Annotated in this window: 14 protein-coding genes and 1 pseudogene; 14 read left to right on the forward strand and 1 reads right to left on the reverse strand. The window is 36.7% G+C overall.

Going from position 1 to position 18753, the window contains the following annotated elements; genetic code table 11:
* Positions 1-345: 345 nt before the first annotated feature.
* Together pheS and pheT are read left to right on the forward strand one after the other, a co-directional pair.
* Positions 346-1380: a phenylalanine--tRNA ligase subunit alpha gene (gene pheS / locus JCM12304_RS01230; protein WP_060678323.1), complete on the forward strand. Its 1035-nt coding sequence runs from the start codon at positions 346-348 to the stop codon at positions 1378-1380.
* 14 nt (positions 1381-1394) lie between these two features.
* Positions 1395-3821 (forward strand): phenylalanine--tRNA ligase subunit beta, encoded by a 2427-nt coding sequence (gene pheT / locus JCM12304_RS01235; RefSeq protein WP_060678324.1) that lies wholly within the window; start codon positions 1395-1397, stop codon positions 3819-3821.
* 550 nt (positions 3822-4371) lie between these two features.
* Here the strand turns inward: pheT and rnhC are convergent.
* Complete coding sequence (gene rnhC / locus JCM12304_RS01240) at positions 4372-5304, reverse strand: ribonuclease HIII (protein WP_060678325.1); 933 nt, start codon at positions 5302-5304, stop codon at positions 4372-4374.
* Positions 5305-5460: 156 nt separating this feature from the next.
* Here rnhC and zapA point away from each other — a divergent pair, with 156 nt between their 5' ends.
* The 12 genes and pseudogenes from zapA to uvrC all read left to right on the forward strand — a co-directional run bounded on the left by zapA (position 5461) and on the right by uvrC (position 18718).
* Positions 5461-5724 (forward strand): cell division protein ZapA, encoded by a 264-nt coding sequence (zapA, locus tag JCM12304_RS01245; RefSeq protein WP_040955165.1) that lies wholly within the window; start codon positions 5461-5463, stop codon positions 5722-5724.
* Between the two features lies 1 nt (position 5725).
* A complete protein-coding gene (locus JCM12304_RS01250) occupies positions 5726-6280 on the forward strand; it encodes a CvpA family protein (protein WP_060678326.1) in 555 nt (184 codons plus the stop codon).
* A 284-nt stretch (positions 6281-6564) separates the two neighbouring features.
* On the forward strand, positions 6565-8283 hold the full coding sequence (gene polX, locus JCM12304_RS01255; protein WP_060678327.1) for a DNA polymerase/3'-5' exonuclease PolX: 1719 nt from the start codon (positions 6565-6567) through the stop codon (positions 8281-8283).
* A 52-nt stretch (positions 8284-8335) separates the two neighbouring features.
* The gene (locus JCM12304_RS01260) at positions 8336-10678 is read left to right on the forward strand and encodes an endonuclease MutS2 (protein ID WP_060678328.1); all 2343 of its coding nucleotides are present in this window, start codon (positions 8336-8338) and stop codon (positions 10676-10678) included.
* A gap of 33 nt (positions 10679-10711) precedes the next feature.
* On the forward strand, positions 10712-11122 hold the full coding sequence (locus tag JCM12304_RS01265; RefSeq protein ID WP_019376758.1) for a DUF350 domain-containing protein: 411 nt from the start codon (positions 10712-10714) through the stop codon (positions 11120-11122).
* A 184-nt stretch (positions 11123-11306) separates the two neighbouring features.
* A complete protein-coding gene (locus tag JCM12304_RS01270) occupies positions 11307-13013 on the forward strand; it encodes an AMP-binding protein (protein WP_060678329.1) in 1707 nt (568 codons plus the stop codon).
* A gap of 117 nt (positions 13014-13130) precedes the next feature.
* Positions 13131-13715, forward strand: coding sequence for a fatty acid metabolism transcriptional regulator FadR (gene fadR, locus JCM12304_RS01275; protein WP_019376760.1), 585 nt, complete (start codon positions 13131-13133; stop codon positions 13713-13715).
* Between the two features lie 55 nt (positions 13716-13770).
* Entirely contained in the window at positions 13771-14544 is a 774-nt protein-coding gene (locus JCM12304_RS01280; RefSeq protein WP_060678330.1) for an enoyl-CoA hydratase, read from the forward strand.
* A 17-nt stretch (positions 14545-14561) separates the two neighbouring features.
* Positions 14562-15335 carry an electron transfer flavoprotein subunit beta/FixA family protein gene (locus tag JCM12304_RS01285; RefSeq protein WP_060678331.1) on the forward strand — a complete coding sequence of 258 codons (774 nt, stop codon included), beginning with the start codon at positions 14562-14564 and terminating at the stop codon, positions 15333-15335.
* Between the two features lie 30 nt (positions 15336-15365).
* Positions 15366-16337: an electron transfer flavoprotein subunit alpha/FixB family protein gene (locus tag JCM12304_RS01290; RefSeq protein ID WP_060678332.1), complete on the forward strand. Its 972-nt coding sequence runs from the start codon at positions 15366-15368 to the stop codon at positions 16335-16337.
* A gap of 186 nt (positions 16338-16523) precedes the next feature.
* Entirely contained in the window at positions 16524-16838 is a 315-nt protein-coding gene (gene trxA / locus JCM12304_RS01295) for a thioredoxin (RefSeq protein WP_060678333.1), read from the forward strand.
* Between the two features lie 90 nt (positions 16839-16928).
* A pseudogene (gene uvrC, locus JCM12304_RS01300) lies at positions 16929-18718 on the forward strand (excinuclease ABC subunit UvrC).
* Positions 18719-18753 lie beyond the last annotated feature (35 nt).

Genomic DNA, 18753 nt, shown 5'->3' on the forward strand with positions numbered 1-18753 from the left:
TAAAATTATAATAAAAAGATCTTTAAATAATATGAAGCATTGAAGGAGACTGATTACAGGCTGATTACGGACAAGGGAAGAAATGCCTTGGACTGTAAGCATTTCTACCGTATGACTGTTGTCATTTCACTCTGGAGCTAGCACTTGGACCTTGTTTTGCAAGTAAAGGTGTTTCGGACTTAACATCCGTTATCATGTCAAGAGATGGGCACATGGGAAATCATGGGCCAAATAGGGTGGTACCGCGAAGCAAAGTCTCGTCCCTTTTTTGGGATAGAGGCTTTTTTATATGGTCCGATCTGGCATTAGACACATTTAAACCTATAATTAAGGAGGTATTTTGCTATGAGAGAACAGTTGGAAACAATTCAAACAGAGGCTCTTGAAAAAATAGGTCAAGCAGCTGACACGAAAGAACTTCAAGAAATTAAAGTAGCTTATTTGGGGAAAAAGGGATCGCTAACCAATGTATTAAGAGGTATGGGGAAACTTTCAAAAGAAGAAAGACCTGTTTTTGGTGAAATGGCTAACAAAGTAAGAGAAGCAATTACCGCAACCCTAAACGAAAAAAGTGAAAAACTGGAACTAGTTGCCTTAGAGAAACAACTGGAAAAGGAAGCTATTGATGTAACACTGCCAGGACGTCCGATAAAGGTTGGCGGACCTCATTTATTAACAAAAATCGTTGAAGAAATCGAAGATCTTTTTATCGGAATGGGTTTTGAAGTAAGAGAAGGTCCAGAAGTGGAAACAGACTATTATAACTTTGAAGCACTAAATCTTCCGAAGGGTCACCCCGCCCGTGATATGCAGGATACTTTTTACTTAACTAATGAACTACTGATGAGAACACATACCTCTCCTGTACAGGCTAGAACCATGCGAGAGTTTGATGGTCAAAAGCCTGTGAAGATGATTTGCCCTGGTAAAGTATATCGTCGGGATACTGATGATGCAACGCATTCTCATCAATTCACTCAAATTGAAGGATTATATGTAGATAAAAATGTAACGATGAGTGACTTAAAAGGAATATTAGATGTGTTTGCTAAAAAAATGTTTGGGGCAGATCGGGAAATTCGTCTTCGTCCGAGCTTCTTTCCATTTACAGAACCTTCCGTAGAAATGGATATCTCCTGTAAGGTTTGTGGTGGGGAAGGTTGTTCGGTTTGTAAAGGGACTGGTTGGATTGAGATATTAGGTGCCGGTATGGTACATCCAAATGTTTTATCAATGGCTGGCTATGATCCGGAAGTGTACACAGGATTCGCTTTCGGTATGGGGCCGGAGAGAATTGCTATGCTTAAATATGGAGTAAATGATATCAGACAGTTCTACACAAACGACATTCGTTTTTTAAAACAGTATCATAATGCTTAGAGAGGGGCTTAAAAATGTTAGTATCATTAAATTGGCTAAAAAACTATGTTGATATTGAGTCAATTCAACCAGAAGTATTAGCTGAAAAAATAACTAAATCAGGTATTGAAGTAGACAGTATTGAGTATATAGCAGAAAAGAGTGAAAATGTAGTTGTAGGTTATGTTGAGTCATGTGAACAGCATCCAAATGCTGATAAATTAAATTTATGCCAGGTCAATGTTGGAGAAGAAACCTTACAAATTATATGTGGAGCTCCGAACGTAGCGCAAGGGCAAAAAGTAGCTGTTGCTAAACCAGGTGCTCTTTTACCGGGTGATTTTAAAATAAAAAAAGTTAAGCTTCGTGGGATTGAATCAAATGGAATGATTTGCTCACTTCAAGAATTGGGAATAGAAGAGAAGTACGTTCCTAAGGACGCAGCCGATGGAATTTTCGTATTCCCAGAGGATGTAAATGTGGGGGAAAGTGTAGAACCTTTATTAAATTTAAATGATGCTGTTCTCGAATTTGATTTAACTCCAAATCGAGCAGATTGTTTGTCCATGCTGGGAGTAGCTTATGAAGTGGCCGCAATTTTGGACCAGGATATTCAATTGCCAAACGAAGAATATGATACATCAGAAGAGGATGCTTCAGACCACATTTCGGTATCTGTAGATGCAAAAGATATAAATCCATATTACGGAGCATTTATTATAAAAGATTTAGAAATAAAACCATCTCCGTTATGGATGAGTAACTATTTAATTGCAGCAGGAATCCGTCCAATTAATAACGTTGTGGATATTACCAATTATGTTTTGTTGGAGTATGGACAGCCGTTGCATGCATTTGACTATGATCGATTACAAACAAAAGAAATTGTTGTCCGCAGAGCATACAATGGGGAAACAATTGTAACATTAGATGAGCAGGAAAGAACTTTAACAGAAGAGCATTTGGTAATAACGAATGGCAAAGAACCTGTAGCATTGGCTGGTGTAATGGGCGGACATAATACCGAGGTAACCGAGCAAACTACTACCGTTTTACTAGAGGCTGCTTACTTTGCACCATCTGCTGTGAGAGCAACAGTTAAACATACTGGCCTGCGTAGTGAATCAAGCACCAGATTTGAAAAAGGAATAGATCCAAATCGAGTGAAGGCAGCTGGGAAGAGAGCTTGTCAGTTATTACAGAAGTATGCAAATGGTAAGATCCTTCGAAATATAGTAGAGTTTGATGAATTAGAGCGTTCAGAAAAAGTAATAACGATGAACACTACAGAAATTAACAAACGATTAGGCACCAAAATTACCACAGATGAAATTATAAAGATTTTAAATAGTCTTCGTTTTCGTTTTGATAATGAAGGTGAAGCATTTACAGTGTATGCACCGACTCGTAGGCAGGATATTACCATATTTGAAGATATGCTAGAAGAAGTGGCAAGGATCTATGGGTATGACCAACTCCCGTATACTTTACCTTCAGGCGCTTCCCAGGCAGGTGGTTTAACTAATAACCAACAGTTAAAAAGAAATATTAATAATTTCTTGCAGGGTGCAGGCTTGTTGGAAACGATCACGTATTCTCTAACAAATGAAAATTTTATAAGTAAATTAATCAGTCCAGAAATAAAAGAAGAGAATGTGCATGCTGTACAGCTCGCAATGCCGATGAGTGAGGATCATAAGTATCTACGACTTAGTCTATTACCTGAATTAGTGGATATACTTGCATATAATCAGGCTAGAAATCAAAATGATTTGGGATACTATGAGCTAGGTAAAATATTTATATCTGATGAAGAAGTGCTTACAAGTCAACCTGACGAAAGATTAAGACTATCTGGAGCACTTAGTGGACAATGGGTGGAACATCCATGGCAGCAAGAAAAGAAGGAAGTTGATTTCTATGTGGTCAAAGGTATTATGGAGGCGCTCTTTAATTACCTAAAACTTCCTGTTGTCTTTGAACCTGCAAGGCTGGATGATTTGCATCCAGGCAGAAGTGCAATCATGAAATTGAATAATCAAGTGATCGGTTTTATAGGACAACTCCATCCAGTACTACAGAAGAAATTAGAAGTGAAAGATACGTATGTATTTGATGTGAATATGGAAACTGTATTTTCTGAATTCCAATCTATTCCATCGTACAATGAAATACCAAAGTATCCTTCGATTGCAAGAGATGTTGCTTTCATTATGGACGCGGATATCCATGCAGGTAAAGTGAAAGAAACAATTGAAGCAATAGGTGCTCCTTTAGTGAAAAGTGTTAACATATTTGATGTATACCACGGCGAGAATGTTGAAGAAGGTAAAAAGTCAGTTGCATATAGCTTGCTCTATCAAGATCCTGAAAAAACGTTGACAGATGAGGAAATTGAAAAATCCTTCAACCAAATTGTAGAAACAGTAAATAACAAGTATAATACCATTATTCGTAGTTAAAAGTTTGTAACAGTAGAAAAAGCCGAACAGTATTTGAAATTTTTGAGTTAATTTCAAATTCGTTCGGCTTTTTAGATTCTAATATATGTTAAGGTTATCCACTGATTTACAAAAAAGATAGAATGCGAAGTAACTAAGGATATAGAGGCTGCGTAGATCACCGCTACGGGGAAATATTCCGCTTTCCGCGGGCGGCTGAGGCCATGCCGGCGGCAAAGAAGACACTGTGAGGGCACGAGCAGATGTCGCGCTTGTACCCCGGAGGTGTGAAAGCGTCCGCCTGAAACGGAAATCAATGGGTCACTTCTCCTCAAATATTTTACTGAGCTTTTCATCAATAAAGTTACGTCGCAGTTTCCTCCAAATATGAATGAACAAAATACGTTAGTTCCTTAACTTTTGCAATAAAACTGCTTTTTAAAAGATAAGGATGAATAAGAAATTATGTTTTATCAATTTCTTATTCATAAACGGCCATTCTCATCTGAAACGTACAAGGATGCTTTAGTGCTGGTAAATTTCAGGACTTTGTTTTTATACCCTTTTTCTCTTATTTAATATAAGCCTGTGCCTTTCTGGTATTGGCAAAATGCGTTTTTGCACAACCATCCAAGGTAGACTCTCCTTTTTCCAATATTACTTTAGCTATTGTCTGATCGACTTTTTTTGAAGCGCCTTTAGGGAGAACAATACCCAATTTGTCAGATAAAAGGTCCATTTCACTTAAGAAACGACTTCTTGCTATAATAGACGCTGCGGCTACTGCAATGGAATAACTTTCAGCTTTTGTCATAAAATATGTTTTTTCAAGAATAGATTCTTTTTCAGATGATATATGCCTTTGGAAGACATGTGGTTCGCAAAATTGATCAATGAGGATGCCGTCTAATTGAGTTGTATCAATATTACCAAAAATATTCTTTATAACATGGTGGTGAAGCATTGCCTTCATCTTACCTTGTGTCCAACCTTTCTCTTGTAGCCGGTTGTATTTTTCATTAGGCAACACAAGAGAGGAGTAAGGGAGGTTGAGTTTTACTATTTCAGGTGCAAGTTTTCTAATTACCGAGTCAGTCAGATTTTTTGAATCTTTTACGCCCATTGTCTTTAATGAATGGATTTGTTCTTTTTTTATAAAAACACCGGCTACTGTAATGGGTCCAAAGTAATCACCTGTTCCCGCTTCATCCGTACCAATATGATTGCTACCGAACAATGATTCCGGTGGAGCATAACTATTGTTCAACTTCTGAGTTTTTTTATGGGTGCTCTTTTTATTACTACTTTCTGGCCATTTTCCAGCTTCTGCTTCTGGATTGCTCCCTTGAAAGAGAACCTTTCCAGAATGATAGGCGGTTATAACAGCGTTTGGTGTTTTCGCTCGAAATATAGCTCCCTGTGGAGTGTTTGTTAAATATGTGGAATAAAAGCTTTTCATTTCTATAATTTTGTCCTTTGATATCGCTGAAACTACTTGAGACATTGAGATCACTCCAATTCATTCGATAATATAGACTATAGCAAATTTAAAGAGAGAAAGAAACGACTTTCATAAGCAATATGAATAGATCACAGTTTCCTAAATAGTTTAGTTCATGTTAATATAAGATGTACAATTTTCCCGGTAGGAGGATATGAGATGTCCGAACATGAAAAATCTAGACTAACTGTTGAAATACATAATAAAACATATACTATCATTGGCTCAGAATCTCCAAGTCATGTAAGGTTGGTTGCCAGCCTTGTTGATCAGAAAATGAATGAGATACAAGATTCGAATCGTCATCTAGACACAGCTAAATTGGCAGTTTTGACTGCTGTTAATACGATGAGTGACTATTTAAAACTTAAAGAAGATTATGCTACATTATTAGGCTCATTGAATAAGAAAGAGGATAAATAAAATGGTTGATATTATTATCATTATGATTTTGATTTTTGGTTTTTTAATTGGATTAAAGAGAGGTTTTATCCTGCAATTATTTCATCTTATTAGCTTTGTGGTTGCCTTTATAATTGCAGCTCTATATTATGATCAGTTAGGGCCAAAGCTTGCATTATGGATTCCTTATCCTGAATTATCAGACGAAAGTAAATGGGCAGAATTTCTTCAGGCACTACCTTTGGAAAACGGCTTTTACAATGCAATAGCATTTGCTATCATATTTTTCGCTGTAAAGATTATTTTACAAATTATTGGCTCTATGCTTGACTTTATTGCGTCCCTTCCAGTCTTAAATTCCTTAAACAAGCTATTGGGGGCAGTACTTGGATTTGTGGAAATTTATTTGCTGCTCTTTATTGTATTATATATCTTGGCTTTAACTCCAATGGAGGGCATACAATCATGGATAAATGGATCAAATATGGCACTCTTAATTCTTGAACACACTCCATACCTATCTGAACAAATTAAGGAATTATGGTTCACCCATATCGCAGATGCTTTAAATGGATAGCTGCATGGTGAGGGGAACTGAATGGCGTATTTATTACAGAAGCTATTATTATTAATATGAGACTGGTTCAAAGTATTAGAGGAACACTTATATGTCATGTACAATAAGTGTTAACTAGATTGAACCAGTCTTTTTTGCTAAAGCTTTTATCCGTTTGAGTAGTTTTCCAAGAGAATCGGCTAAATGAAAAATTGCTAGGTTTAATTACATTATAAAAAACAATTTTTTGTATCCTATATATTTCTCTCCATAACTAAAATCATTATAAAAGCAGGTGTGAACGAATGACGGTCAATAAAAAAGATGTTATAAAATTATTGGAAAAAATCGCTATTTACTTAGAATTAAAAGGTGAAAACCCATTTAAAATTTCTGCCTACAGAAAAGCCGCTCAAGCACTAGAGCGAGATGACAGATCATTAGGGGATATAGATGATTTTACGAAGATAAATGGGATTGGTAAAGGAACAAGTAATGTTATTGAAGAACTCATTGAACAAGGTGAATCTGAAACGCTTGCACAATTAGAAGAAGAAGTACCTGAGGGATTAGTTCCACTTCTACAGTTACCCGGTCTAGGAGGTAAAAAACTAGCCAAACTTTATCAGGAGTTGGGGGTCACGAATAAACAAGCATTGAAAGAAGCTTGTGAGAATGGTCAAGTAGAAGGATTATCTGGTTTCGGGAAGAAGACAGCAGAAAAAATTTTGGAGGCTATTGAAGAAAGCGGTAAAAGACCGGAACGCCTGCCAATAGCTATCATGCTTCCGATTGCTGAAAAAGTAGAACAATATGTGAAGCAAATTGAAGAGGTAAAGGACTTTTCCCGGGCGGGCAGTTTACGAAGGATGCGTGAGACTGTTAAAGATATTGATTTTATAATTGCAACTGAGGAGCCCGAAATTGTGCGTGACACTCTCCTTAAAATGGAAGGTATTAAGGACGTTATTGCTAAGGGAGAAACTAAGGTTTCAATTACGATTGATGACGTCTACGATGTAAATGTAGACTTTCGCCTTGTAACTAAGAGTGAATTTGCTTCCACATTACACCATTTTACTGGCTCGAAGGAGCACAATGTTGCAATGAGGCAACTTGCTAAAGAACGAGGAGAAAAAATTAGTGAATATGGTGTGGAAGTAGAAGAAACTGAAGAGCTCCTTACTTTTCAAAGTGAAGCAGCTTTTTTTAACCACTTTGGTCTTACTTTCATTCCTCCTGAAGTCAGAGAGAATACCGGAGAGCTTGAGGCATATGAAGAGCATGTAGACCTTCTTGAATTGGAAGATATCCAGGGGGATCTTCACATGCATACAACATGGAGTGATGGTGCTCAGTCCCTTGAAGAAATGGCCAATATGGCAAGAGATAAAGGATATTCCTACATTGCGATTACAGATCATTCGAAGTATCTTCGAGTTGCAAATGGATTGGATGAGAAAAGGTTAAGAGAGCAAAGGGAGAAGATAAATGAATTAAATCAGAAATATAAAGATTTTCATATTTTTGCAGGTGTAGAAATGGATATTTTACCAGATGGTAAGCTGGACTTCTCCACTGATTTCCTAAATGAAATGGACTTTGTAATTGGAGCTATTCATTCAAACTTCAATCAATCGAAGGAAAAAATAATGGATCGTTTATATGCTGCTTTGGAAAATCCTTACGTGTCACTAATTGCACACCCGACTGGGAGATTAATTGGCAGAAGAAATGGTTATGACGTAGATGTGGATAAATTAATTATGCGAGCAAAGGAAACAGATACTGCATTGGAAATAAATGCTAATCCAAATCGGTTGGATCTTTCGGCTGATTGGGCTCGAAAGGCAAATGATATGGGGGTTAAGCTTGCTGTGAATACGGATGCCCATAATTATCAAATGCTTGATCATATGAAATATGGGGTCGGAACAGCCAGAAAGGGTTGGACCATTAAAAAAAATGTGTTAAATACATGGTCCAAAGAGGAACTAATTGCCTACTTTAATCGTAATAAATAGATGTGATTAGTTATTAGTAATCGAGAGTATTTTTTAAAAGGAGTAAGAATGTATGAATGATCGTGTGCTACGGGTACTTGAGTATAAAAAAATTAGAGATGAATTAATTAATAAAACAGAAACAACTTTGGGTAAGAAAATGGCCGGTAAATTGAACCCCTCAACAGAATTTAATGAAGTTCTACATTTGCAGGACGAAACAGATGAGGCCATGAAAATTATACGTTTAAACTTGAATGTCCCATTAGGTGGAATTCGTGATATTAATGAGTCCTTGAAACGAACTGTAATTGGCGGGATCTTATCTACGGTTGAATGTTTGGATGTAGCGAATACAATTTATGGAGGCAGGCAGGTAAAAGATTTTATTGAAAAATTAGAGGAAGATATTCCAATACTTCAAGACCTTGTTTTGCGGATTACTCCTTTAAGAGAGCTGGAAAAGAGTATAAAAAGTAGCATCGATGACCATGGTCACATGATGGATAGTGCTTCTCAACGGTTACGCAGTATACGAACTACGATAAGAACACTTGAAAGCAGAGTTAGAGATAAGCTGGACAGCTTTACCAAAACAAAAAGCAATATGTTATCAGATTCGATAATAACCATTCGAAATGATCGGTATGTTCTCCCGGTCAAACAAGAATATCGTGGATCGATAGGTGGAATAGTTCATGATCAGTCAGCTTCTGGCCAAACGTTGTTTATGGAGCCTCGAGCTGTCGTGGATTTAAATAATCAACTTCAGGAAGCGTCTATTCAAGAAAAACAAGAGGTAGAGCGGATCCTTCGTGAGTTAAGTGAACAAATAGCAAATCAAGAAGGATTTTTAACTGAGAACATAGCTGTGCTTGGACAAATTGATTTTATGTTCGCTAGAGCAAAATTGGGAAATAGTATGAAAGCATCCAAGCCAAAGATGAATGAACGTGGAATCATTAAAATGAAACAAGCACGTCATCCATTAATCGCTGCCGACGAAGTGGTGGCAAACGATGTAGAAATAGGTGATAATTATACCACAATTGTAATTACTGGCCCGAACACCGGGGGAAAGACGGTAACATTAAAAATGGTAGGATTATGTACATTAATGGCACAGTCCGGCCTGCAAGTGCCTGCCTTGGACGGATGTGAATTATCAGTTTTTAACCAGGTCTTTGCAGATATTGGTGATGAGCAATCCATTGAACAAAATTTAAGTACATTTTCTTCTCATATGACAAATATTGTAAACATCATGGAAGAAGTTGATGACAGATCGCTTGTCTTATTTGATGAACTTGGGGCTGGTACTGATCCACAAGAAGGAGCAGCTCTGGCAATGTCGATATTGGATGAGGTCATTTCCACGAATGCTCGGGTAATTGCTACAACACACTATCCAGAATTAAAAGCCTTTGGATACAATCGTGAACAGGTAGTAAATGCTTCAGTTGAATTTGATGTGAACACGTTACGACCAACATACCGATTATTATTGGGAGTGCCTGGTAGAAGTAATGCATTTGAAATTTCTAGGCGTTTGGGTCTGCGGGATACTATTATTGAAAATGCAAAATCACATATCGGCACAGATTCTAAAAGTGTGGAAAATATGATTGCTTCGTTGGAAAAATCACAAATAGAGGCAGAAAATGATTATGAAAAAGCTCATCATATTTTAATGGAAAGTGAAAAGATTCATGATGAAATAAAAAAACAATGGAGACAATTTGAGCAGAAAAGAGAAGGCCTATATAAAAAGGCTGAAGAAAAGGCGGAGAAAGCCTTAACTAGAGCTAGAGAAGAAGCGGAAGAGATTGTCCAGGAAATTAGAAAGATGAAAACAGGTGCTGAGCTAAAAGAACATGAATGGATTGAAGCAAAAAAAATGCTTGAGGAAGCAAAGCCTGAACTCTCTTCTAAGGAGCAGGAAATTAAGCTGCCAAAAGCTTCTACGGATAAAGAGCTACGTAATGGGGATGAAATAAAACTGCTCACAATTAACCAAAAGGGTACTGTTGTTGAAAAGATAAATGATAAGGAGTACCTAGTACAAGTAGGAATAATGAAAGTAAAAGCTAATAGAAAAGATCTTCAACTAATAGGTAAACAGAAGCAAACGTATGAGAAACCCCTAACAACAATTAAAGGCTCTAATTATCATGTGAAACCTGAGCTTGATCTTCGTGGAGAGAGGTTTGAAGATGCTTTACTTCAACTCGAAAAATATATGGATGATGTATTTCTGGCTGGATATTCAAAGGTATCCATTATACACGGTAAGGGTACGGGCGCATTGCGTAAAGGTGTGCAAGACTTTGTGAAAAAACATCCACGCATCAAGTCTTCTAGATCTGGCGCCGCGGGAGAAGGCGGTAGTGGGGTTACGGTAATAGAATTAAATTAATAAAGAGGTATAACAGGGAAAGGGTGTCCGTTTATGGGCGATGGTTTTTGGGAGAATATTATTGTGGAAACAGCTGCAAGATACAGTGTAGTTGTGTTGTGTACAGTTGTTTTTCTCTCTATATTTGAACTGGTTACTTCATATAAGAATTGGGTGGAAATCAAGAGTGGTAATTTTGCAGTTGCGATGGCTACCGGGGGGAAAATTTTCGGCATCGCAACTATTTTTCGGTATTCCATAGAACATAACGATACCTTGTTACAGAGTATCGGGTGGGGAGTTATCGGATTTCTTCTTCTATTATTCGGTTATATTATGTTCGAATTTTTAACCCCTACTATTAAAATAGATGAAGAAATAGGTAAAGGAAATATCGCAGTAGGTTTTATTTCAATGACTATTTCTGTTGGCTTGGCATTTGTCATTGGCGCGAGTATTGGATAAGGAGAGAAAACAATGGTATTAGACAGATTAGCAAAAATTTTAGGTGTTGTAGCAGTTATATTTGTGATTGTGGGTATCATATACTTAATAAAATAATAAAAATTTTTAAAAATTCGCTTAAAAGTTCAAAAAATAGAAAAGAATCGGTATAATGAGTATAAAGTAGTGTAAGGGAGGAAAAAAGATGAGTCAGTTGAAAAGATGGCAAAAGCATTATCCACCTGAGATCCCTACAAGTATAAAGTATGATGAAAAACCTTTATTTGCATTCTTACTTGAGAATGCTACTCGTTACCCGGATAAGAAAGCGCTTCATTTTATGGGGAAAGAGATGAGTTTTGCAGAACTTGAAAAACAGGCAAAGAAGATGGCGAGCTATATGCAATCGCTCGGTTTTCAAAAAGGTGATAAAGCGGCAATTATGTTACCCAATTGTCCTCAAGCTGTAGTAAGTTATTATGCCACATTGATGGCCGGTGGCATAGTTGTCCAGACGAATCCTTTATATAAAGATAGGGAACTTGAATATCAGTTGAAGGATTCTGGAGCTACTTTTATTATTTGCTTGGACATTTTATTGCCACTTGTAACAAAAGTAAGGAAAAATACAGAATTAAGACATACCATTGTTACAGGGATAAAAGATTATCTGCCTTTCCCTAAAAATATCATTTATCCATTTATCCAACGTAAACAATACAACATGGTTGTAAAAGCTGAACAAAGTGAGGATACACATCTTTGGAACTACATGTTGAGTCATTCAAGCGAAGATTTTACCCCGGTCGAAGTTGATCCATTAGAAGACTTGGCTTTACTTCAATATACTGGTGGAACTACAGGTTACCCAAAAGGTGTGATGCTAACACATTATAACTTAGTTGCCAATGTACAAATGTGTGATGCTTGGTTATATAACACAAAGCATGGCGAAGAAATAATCCTTGGAGTTTTGCCATTCTTCCATGTGTACGGAATGACAACTGTCATGAATAATTCGATTATGACTGCTGCCAAAATGGTATTATTACCACAATTTAAAGTAGAGGATGTTCTAAAGACAATCGATAAACAAAAGCCAACACTATTTCCAGGAGCCCCTACTATTTATGTTGGGTTACTCAATCACGAAAATTTAAGGAAATACGATCTTTCTTCCATTAAAGCATGTATAAGTGGGTCTGCCCCTTTACCAGTAGAAGTGCAAGACAAATTTGAAAGAGTAACAAACGGAAAATTAGTGGAAGGTTACGGTCTGACAGAAACATCTCCTGTCACCCACGCAAACTTTGTATGGGATAAGCGTATTAACGGGAGTATTGGGGTACCATGGCCGGATACCGATTCAAAAATATTTAAAATGGAAACGGGAGAAGAAGCTGATATTGGGGAAGTTGGAGAGATTGCTGTAAAAGGCCCGCAAATAATGAAAGGGTATTGGAATAAGCAGGAAGAGACTGAGCATGTTTTAAAAGACGGATGGCTATTTACTGGTGACTTAGGCTATATGGATGAAGAAGGTTATTTTTATGTGGTAGATCGGAAAAAAGATATGATTATTGCAGGAGGGTATAATATTTATCCTAGAGAGGTAGAAGAGGTATTGTATGAATATGAAGGTGTACAAGAAGCTGTGGTAGCTGGGATACCTGACCCATACAGAGGGGAAACTGTCAAAGCTTATGTGGTATTAAAGAAGGGCTTTGACACTACGGAAGAAACTTTAGACAACTATTGTAGAAAACATTTGGCTGCATATAAGGTACCTAGAATATATGAATTCAGAGATGAACTGCCTAAAACTGCAGTTGGTAAGATTCTAAGAAGAAAATTAATTGATGAAGAAACAGAAAAAAAACCTCAGGAGAGTAAAGGTAAGAAAACGGTGTAAACCGTTCGTTTTTTCAAAAAATAAAGACAAGCTAATTATTGACATCTTCTGTTTGTGCCGTTAGAATAAATATGAATGATGATTCATTCATTATGTATCTATTCTAAGGAGTAAACAATGAAAAAAAACAAACCAAAATACAAACAAATAATTGATGCAGCTGTAGTTGTTATTGCTGAAAATGGTTATCATGCTTCTCAGGTATCTAAAATTGCTAAGAAAGCCGGGGTAGCAGATGGGACAATTTATCTATATTTCAAAAATAAAGAGGACATTCTTGTTTCTGTTTTTGAGGAGAAAATGGGTCAGTTTATAGAGGAAATAGAAAAAGGTATTAGCGATAAACAAACAGCAAACGATAAACTTTTGACACTTATTATGTTACATTTTCGCCAGCTTGCTGATAATCATCATTTAGCAACTGTAACCCAGTTGGAGTTAAGGCAATCTGATCCTCAACTACGGCTGAAAATTAATAAAGTATTGAAACCATACTTATTAGTTATTGATTCCATTATAAAGGAAGGTATAGAAGGAAGCAGCTTCCGGGATAATTTGAACACCCAACTCGTTAGACAAATGATATTTGGAACATTGGATGAAACAGTTACCAACTGGGTGATGAAGGAAAGGAAATATGATTTAGTAGCTCAAGCAGAAGATGTTCATGCTTTATTAATAAATGGACTTTCTGTATCATAGATATTGAGTTTCCAATTTTCTTATATTTGAATTATACTGAAAGGGAGGTTTTGTTATGGGAACATTAACATTTGAGACGAGCAATCAAGTTGCATATCTAACAATCCAAAGTCCCCCAGCAAATGCATTATCTACCAGATTATTAAATGACCTTTCTGAAAAGTTGGATGAAATTGCACAAAATGATGCAATTAAAGCTGTGGTATTAAAAGGGGAAGGGAAGTTTTTTTCTGCAGGAGCTGATATTAAGGAGTTCACTTCCCTACAGCATGCTTCAGATTACCAAACTCTAGCTGAAAAGGGACAGAAATTGTTTGAGCGTATTGAGCATTTTCACGTTCCGGTAATTGCCGCTATTCACGGAGCAGCGCTTGGCGGGGGGCTTGAATTGGCTATGGCTTGTCACATAAGACTGGTTAGTGGTTCTGCTAAACTAGGATTACCTGAACTAACGTTAGGAATCATACCAGGTTTTGCGGGGACTCAACGATTACCTCTTTATGTTGGAACCTCAAAAGCTTATGAAATGGTACTTACAGGGGAGCCGATTAGTGGAGAGGAAGCGTATCATTTGGGATTGGCTAATAAGGCAGTGTCTGAGGAGGAATTATTCTCGGAAGCTACTAAACTAGCAGAAAAAATTGCGAATAAAAGCAAGTTGACAATTAATAGTGTAATGAAGCTAATCCCATTTGCAAAAACCGGTCAGTTTCGTTTAGGTGTTGAAGAAGAGGCGAAGGAATTTGGTCAGATATTTGGCTCTGACGATGCCAAAGAAGGCATTCAGGCATTTATTGAAAAACGTAAGCCAAACTTCCAGGATAAATAAACAAAGGAGGAGTACAGATGAACATTTTTGTATTATTAAAAAAGACCTTTGATACAGAGGAGAAAATTTCTGTGTCCAATGGACAAATTGAAGATGATGGTGCCGAATTCATTATTAACCCTTATGACGAATATGCTGTTGAGGAAGCAATTGTTCAAAGAGACGCACACGGGGGAGAAGTCACGGTTGTAACTATTGGTGATGAAGATTCAGAAAAACAGCTACGTACTGCATTAGCTATGGGAGCTGACAAAGCTGTCTTGATTAACACGGAAGACGACTTAGATGAAGGGGATCAGTTTACAACTGCTAAAATTCTCGAAGCATTCTTTGAAGATAAAGAACCAGACCTAATTCTTGCGGGTAATGTAGCAATTGATGAAGCAAGTGGCCAAGTTGGTCCCAGGCTTGCAGAGCTGTTAGGTATTCCGTATGTTACTACGATTACCAGTTTGAAAATTGATGGTGAAAAAGTAAATATTGAAAAGGACGTCGAAGGAGACGTTGAAGTTATTGAAACAAGTCTTCCAGTTCTTGTTACCTGTCAACAGGGGCTTAATGATCCGCGCTATCCTTCTTTGCCGGGTATTATGAAGGCGAAGAAAAAACCACTTGAAGAATTGGAAATTGACGATTTAGATTTAGATGAAGATGAGCTGGAACCAAAAACTAAAACAACAGATATCTTTTTACCACCTGAAAAAGAAGCGGGTAGAGTGTTGGAAGGTGAAATAGAAGAACAAGTTCAGGAATTAGTATCTTTATTAAAAAATGAAGCGAAAGTCCTTTAATAATTAATAGATAGAGAGGAGAAAAGCGACGTGAGTGAAAAATACTTAGTTATTGGTGAAACAAGAGATGGGTCATTACGTAACGTTACATTCGAAGCTATTGCGGCTGCAAGAAAAATAAATTCAGATGCGGAAATCGTTGGTGTGGTTTGTGGAGATGAGGATTTATCCGAGCAAGCAAAAGAAATGATCTATTATGGTGCTGATAAAGTTATAACTATAAAGCACGATAATTTGAAAACGTATACATCAGAGGGATTTGGACAGGCGATAATGACTATAATTAATGAGGAAAACCCTGCTGGTATTGTAATGGGTCATACGTCCATTGGTAAAGACCTTACTCCAAAGCTTGCTAGTAAACTTGGAACTGGTTTAATATCCGACGCAGTTGATATTGAAACAGGAAATGGGAAAGTTGAATTTATTAGACCTATTTATTCAGGAAAGGCATTTGAAAGAAAAATCACAACAAGTGGTATAACTTTTGTTACTATCCGACCGAATAACATACCTTCACTTGAACGAGATGAAGCACGTTCAGGCGATGTTACTACTAAGGAAATTGATATTACAGATATTCGTACGATCGTAAAAGAGGTAATACGTAAAGCTTCTGAAGGTGTAGACTTATCCGAAGCAAACGTTATAGTTGCAGGTGGTCGTGGCGTTAAGAGTGAGGAAGGATTTAAGCCGTTACAAGAACTCGCAGATGTTCTTGGAGGGGCGGTAGGCGCTTCCCGTGGGGCATGTGATGCGGAGTATTGTGATTATTCCCTCCAAATTGGACAAACAGGTAAAGTTGTTACTCCTGATTTATATATTGCTGTAGGTATTTCAGGGGCTATCCAGCATCTAGCCGGTATGTCAAACTCTAAAGTAATAGTGGCTATCAATAAAGATCCAGAAGCAAATATTTTTAACGTAGCGGATTACGGAATTGTTGGTGACTTATTTGAAGTTATCCCTGTACTTATTGAAGAAATAAAGAAAATAAAATAAATATAGCAGTAAATATGCTTCTCCTTGTTAGGAAGAAGCATATTTCATTTATTAAAAGTATCTATACGGAAAAGAAATTCAATTCAACCTAAAATTAAGTATAAGCAAAGTATTAGCTAGTAAATAATATCGATGTTATACTTTCATTATGAATCAAGCAAGAATGAGCAATAAGGAGGAATATAAATGGCAATAGTTAATGTAACAGATCAAAATTTTGCGGAAGAAACTTCAAAGGGCTTAGTATTAGCTGATTTCTGGGCTCCATGGTGTGGACCTTGTAAAATGATCGCGCCTGTATTAGAAGAAATTGATGACGAAATGGAAGAAAAAGTACAGATTGTCAAATTGGATGTAGACGAAAATCAGGAAACAGCTGGTAAATACGGCGTAATGAGTATTCCAACGCTACTACTATTCAAAGACGGTAACGTAGTTGATCAGGTAATTGGTTTTCAACCAAAAGAAGCTTTAGTTGACCTTATTAACAAACACGCTTAATTTATGTATAATAAGACTATAAATTAAATTTCAAATCCCTTGTTGCTTTTTTGTAACAAGGGATTTTCTAAATATATGAGGAATGATAACATGAATGAAACAATTAGGGAGAAATTAGCAGTGCTTCCGGCACAACCAGGCTGCTATCTAATGAAAGATAAGCAAAGCACTGTTATTTATGTAGGGAAATCAAAATTATTGAAAAATAGAGTTCGTTCCTATTTTACGGGAGCAAATGATAGAAAGACACAACGATTAGTACAGGAAATTCAAGATTTCGAGTATATAGTTACCAATTCAGAGATTGAAGCATTAATTCTTGAAATGAATCTAATTAAAAAGTATGACCCTAAATATAATGTCATGTTAAAAGATGATAAATCTTATCCATACTTAAAAATTACATCTGAGAGGCATCCTCGCTTACTTATTACTAGAAAAATTAAAAAAGATAAAGGTAAATATTTTGGACCTTATCCTAATGTTATAGCAGCAAGAGAAACAAAAAAGCTGCTTGATCGTCTTTATCCATTAAGAAAATGTAATAATCCCCCTGGAGGGTGTGTCTGTATTATCATATGAATCAGTGCTTGGCATGCAGCGAGACACCCCCGACAAGGAAAGAGTATGGTTCAATTATTCAAAGTATCAGTTCGTTTCTAAATGGAGGATACAAAGGTATTAAAAATGACCTGTCGCGTAAAATGTATGAAGCCAGTGAACAATTAAATTTTGAGAGAGCCCAGGAATTAAGGGATCAAATTCAACATATTGAAGTAGTAATGGAACAACAAAAAATGACGTTAAATGATCAAATAAATAGAGATATATTTGGTTATAGTTATGATAAAGGGTGGATGTGCGTTCAAGTCTTTTTTATCAGGCAAGGGAAATTAATGGAAAGAGATGTAGCGGTATTTCCATTTTTTGACGATGCTGAGGAAACTTTTTTGAGTTATATTGGAAGGTTTTATCTTCACCAGCATCACCTGAAACCGAAGCAGGTATTGGTGCCTCTCGGAACAGATGTTAATCTGCTGAAAGAGCTTTTAGAAGTTGATGTGCACACACCATATCGGGGCAGAAAAAAAGAGTTAGTCGAGCTTGCAGAAAAGAATGCAAAAATTGCTTTGGAAGAAAAATTCTCCTTAATTGAGAGAAATGAGGAGCGTACTATAGTAGCAATTGAAAAGTTGGGAGAAATTTTAAATATAGAAGTTCCCCATCGAATTGAAGCATTTGACAATTCTAATATACAAGGCACCGACCCTGTCTCGGCAATGGTTGTATTTATTGATGGAAAGCCTAATAAAAAAGAATATCGTAAATATAAAATCCGGGATGTAGAAGGCCCGGATGATTATGAAACAATGAGAGAAGTTATCCGGAGGCGCTACGCTAGAGTTCTCAAGGAAGGACTTCCTTTGCCTGATCTAATTATTGTAGATGGTGGAAAGGGGCAAATGAGTGCTGCATTAGATGTATTAGAAAATGAGCTTGGGCTTGATATACCATTGTGCGGCCTGGTTAAAGATGATAAACACAAAACCAGTGAGTTACTTTATGGGATACCACCTCAAGTTGTAGAACTGTCAAGACAATCACAGGAATTCTACCTTGTACAACGAATACAAGACGAGGTACACCGTTTTGCTATATCATTTCATCGCCAGTTACGCGGGAAAAACCTTGTGCAGTCTGAACTAGATAAAATTCCCGGTATTGGAGAAAAACGTAGAAGATTGTTATTGACTCATTTTAAATCTATTACGGAAATTAAGAAAGCCAACATCAAAGATATTACTAAGTTAGGGATACCATCAAATATTGCTGAAGATATTATAAGCTATTTAAATAATGATCAAAAAGAAAACCTGTAATTTAGATTACAGGTTTTCTTTAAATATTTTTTTAA

The sequence above is a fragment of the Virgibacillus halodenitrificans JCM 12304 genome (assembly GCF_001310895.1).
Classification (GTDB): Bacteria; Bacillota; Bacilli; order Bacillales; family Amphibacillaceae; genus Virgibacillus_Q; species Virgibacillus_Q halodenitrificans.

Coding starts and splice junctions, on each gene's coding strand:
- pheS (WP_060678323.1), top strand. CDS start 346: ATGAGAGAACAGTTGGAAACAATTCAAACAGAGGCTCTTGAAAAAATA.
- pheT (WP_060678324.1), top strand. CDS start 1,395: ATGTTAGTATCATTAAATTGGCTAAAAAACTATGTTGATATTGAGTCA.
- rnhC (WP_060678325.1), bottom strand. CDS start 5,304: ATGTCTCAAGTAGTTTCAGCGATATCAAAGGACAAAATTATAGAAATG.
- zapA (WP_040955165.1), top strand. CDS start 5,461: ATGTCCGAACATGAAAAATCTAGACTAACTGTTGAAATACATAATAAA.
- JCM12304_RS01250 (WP_060678326.1), top strand. CDS start 5,726: ATGGTTGATATTATTATCATTATGATTTTGATTTTTGGTTTTTTAATT.
- polX (WP_060678327.1), top strand. CDS start 6,565: ATGACGGTCAATAAAAAAGATGTTATAAAATTATTGGAAAAAATCGCT.
- JCM12304_RS01260 (WP_060678328.1), top strand. CDS start 8,336: ATGAATGATCGTGTGCTACGGGTACTTGAGTATAAAAAAATTAGAGAT.
- JCM12304_RS01265 (WP_019376758.1), top strand. CDS start 10,712: ATGGGCGATGGTTTTTGGGAGAATATTATTGTGGAAACAGCTGCAAGA.
- JCM12304_RS01270 (WP_060678329.1), top strand. CDS start 11,307: ATGAGTCAGTTGAAAAGATGGCAAAAGCATTATCCACCTGAGATCCCT.
- fadR (WP_019376760.1), top strand. CDS start 13,131: ATGAAAAAAAACAAACCAAAATACAAACAAATAATTGATGCAGCTGTA.
- JCM12304_RS01280 (WP_060678330.1), top strand. CDS start 13,771: ATGGGAACATTAACATTTGAGACGAGCAATCAAGTTGCATATCTAACA.
- JCM12304_RS01285 (WP_060678331.1), top strand. CDS start 14,562: ATGAACATTTTTGTATTATTAAAAAAGACCTTTGATACAGAGGAGAAA.
- trxA (WP_060678333.1), top strand. CDS start 16,524: ATGGCAATAGTTAATGTAACAGATCAAAATTTTGCGGAAGAAACTTCA.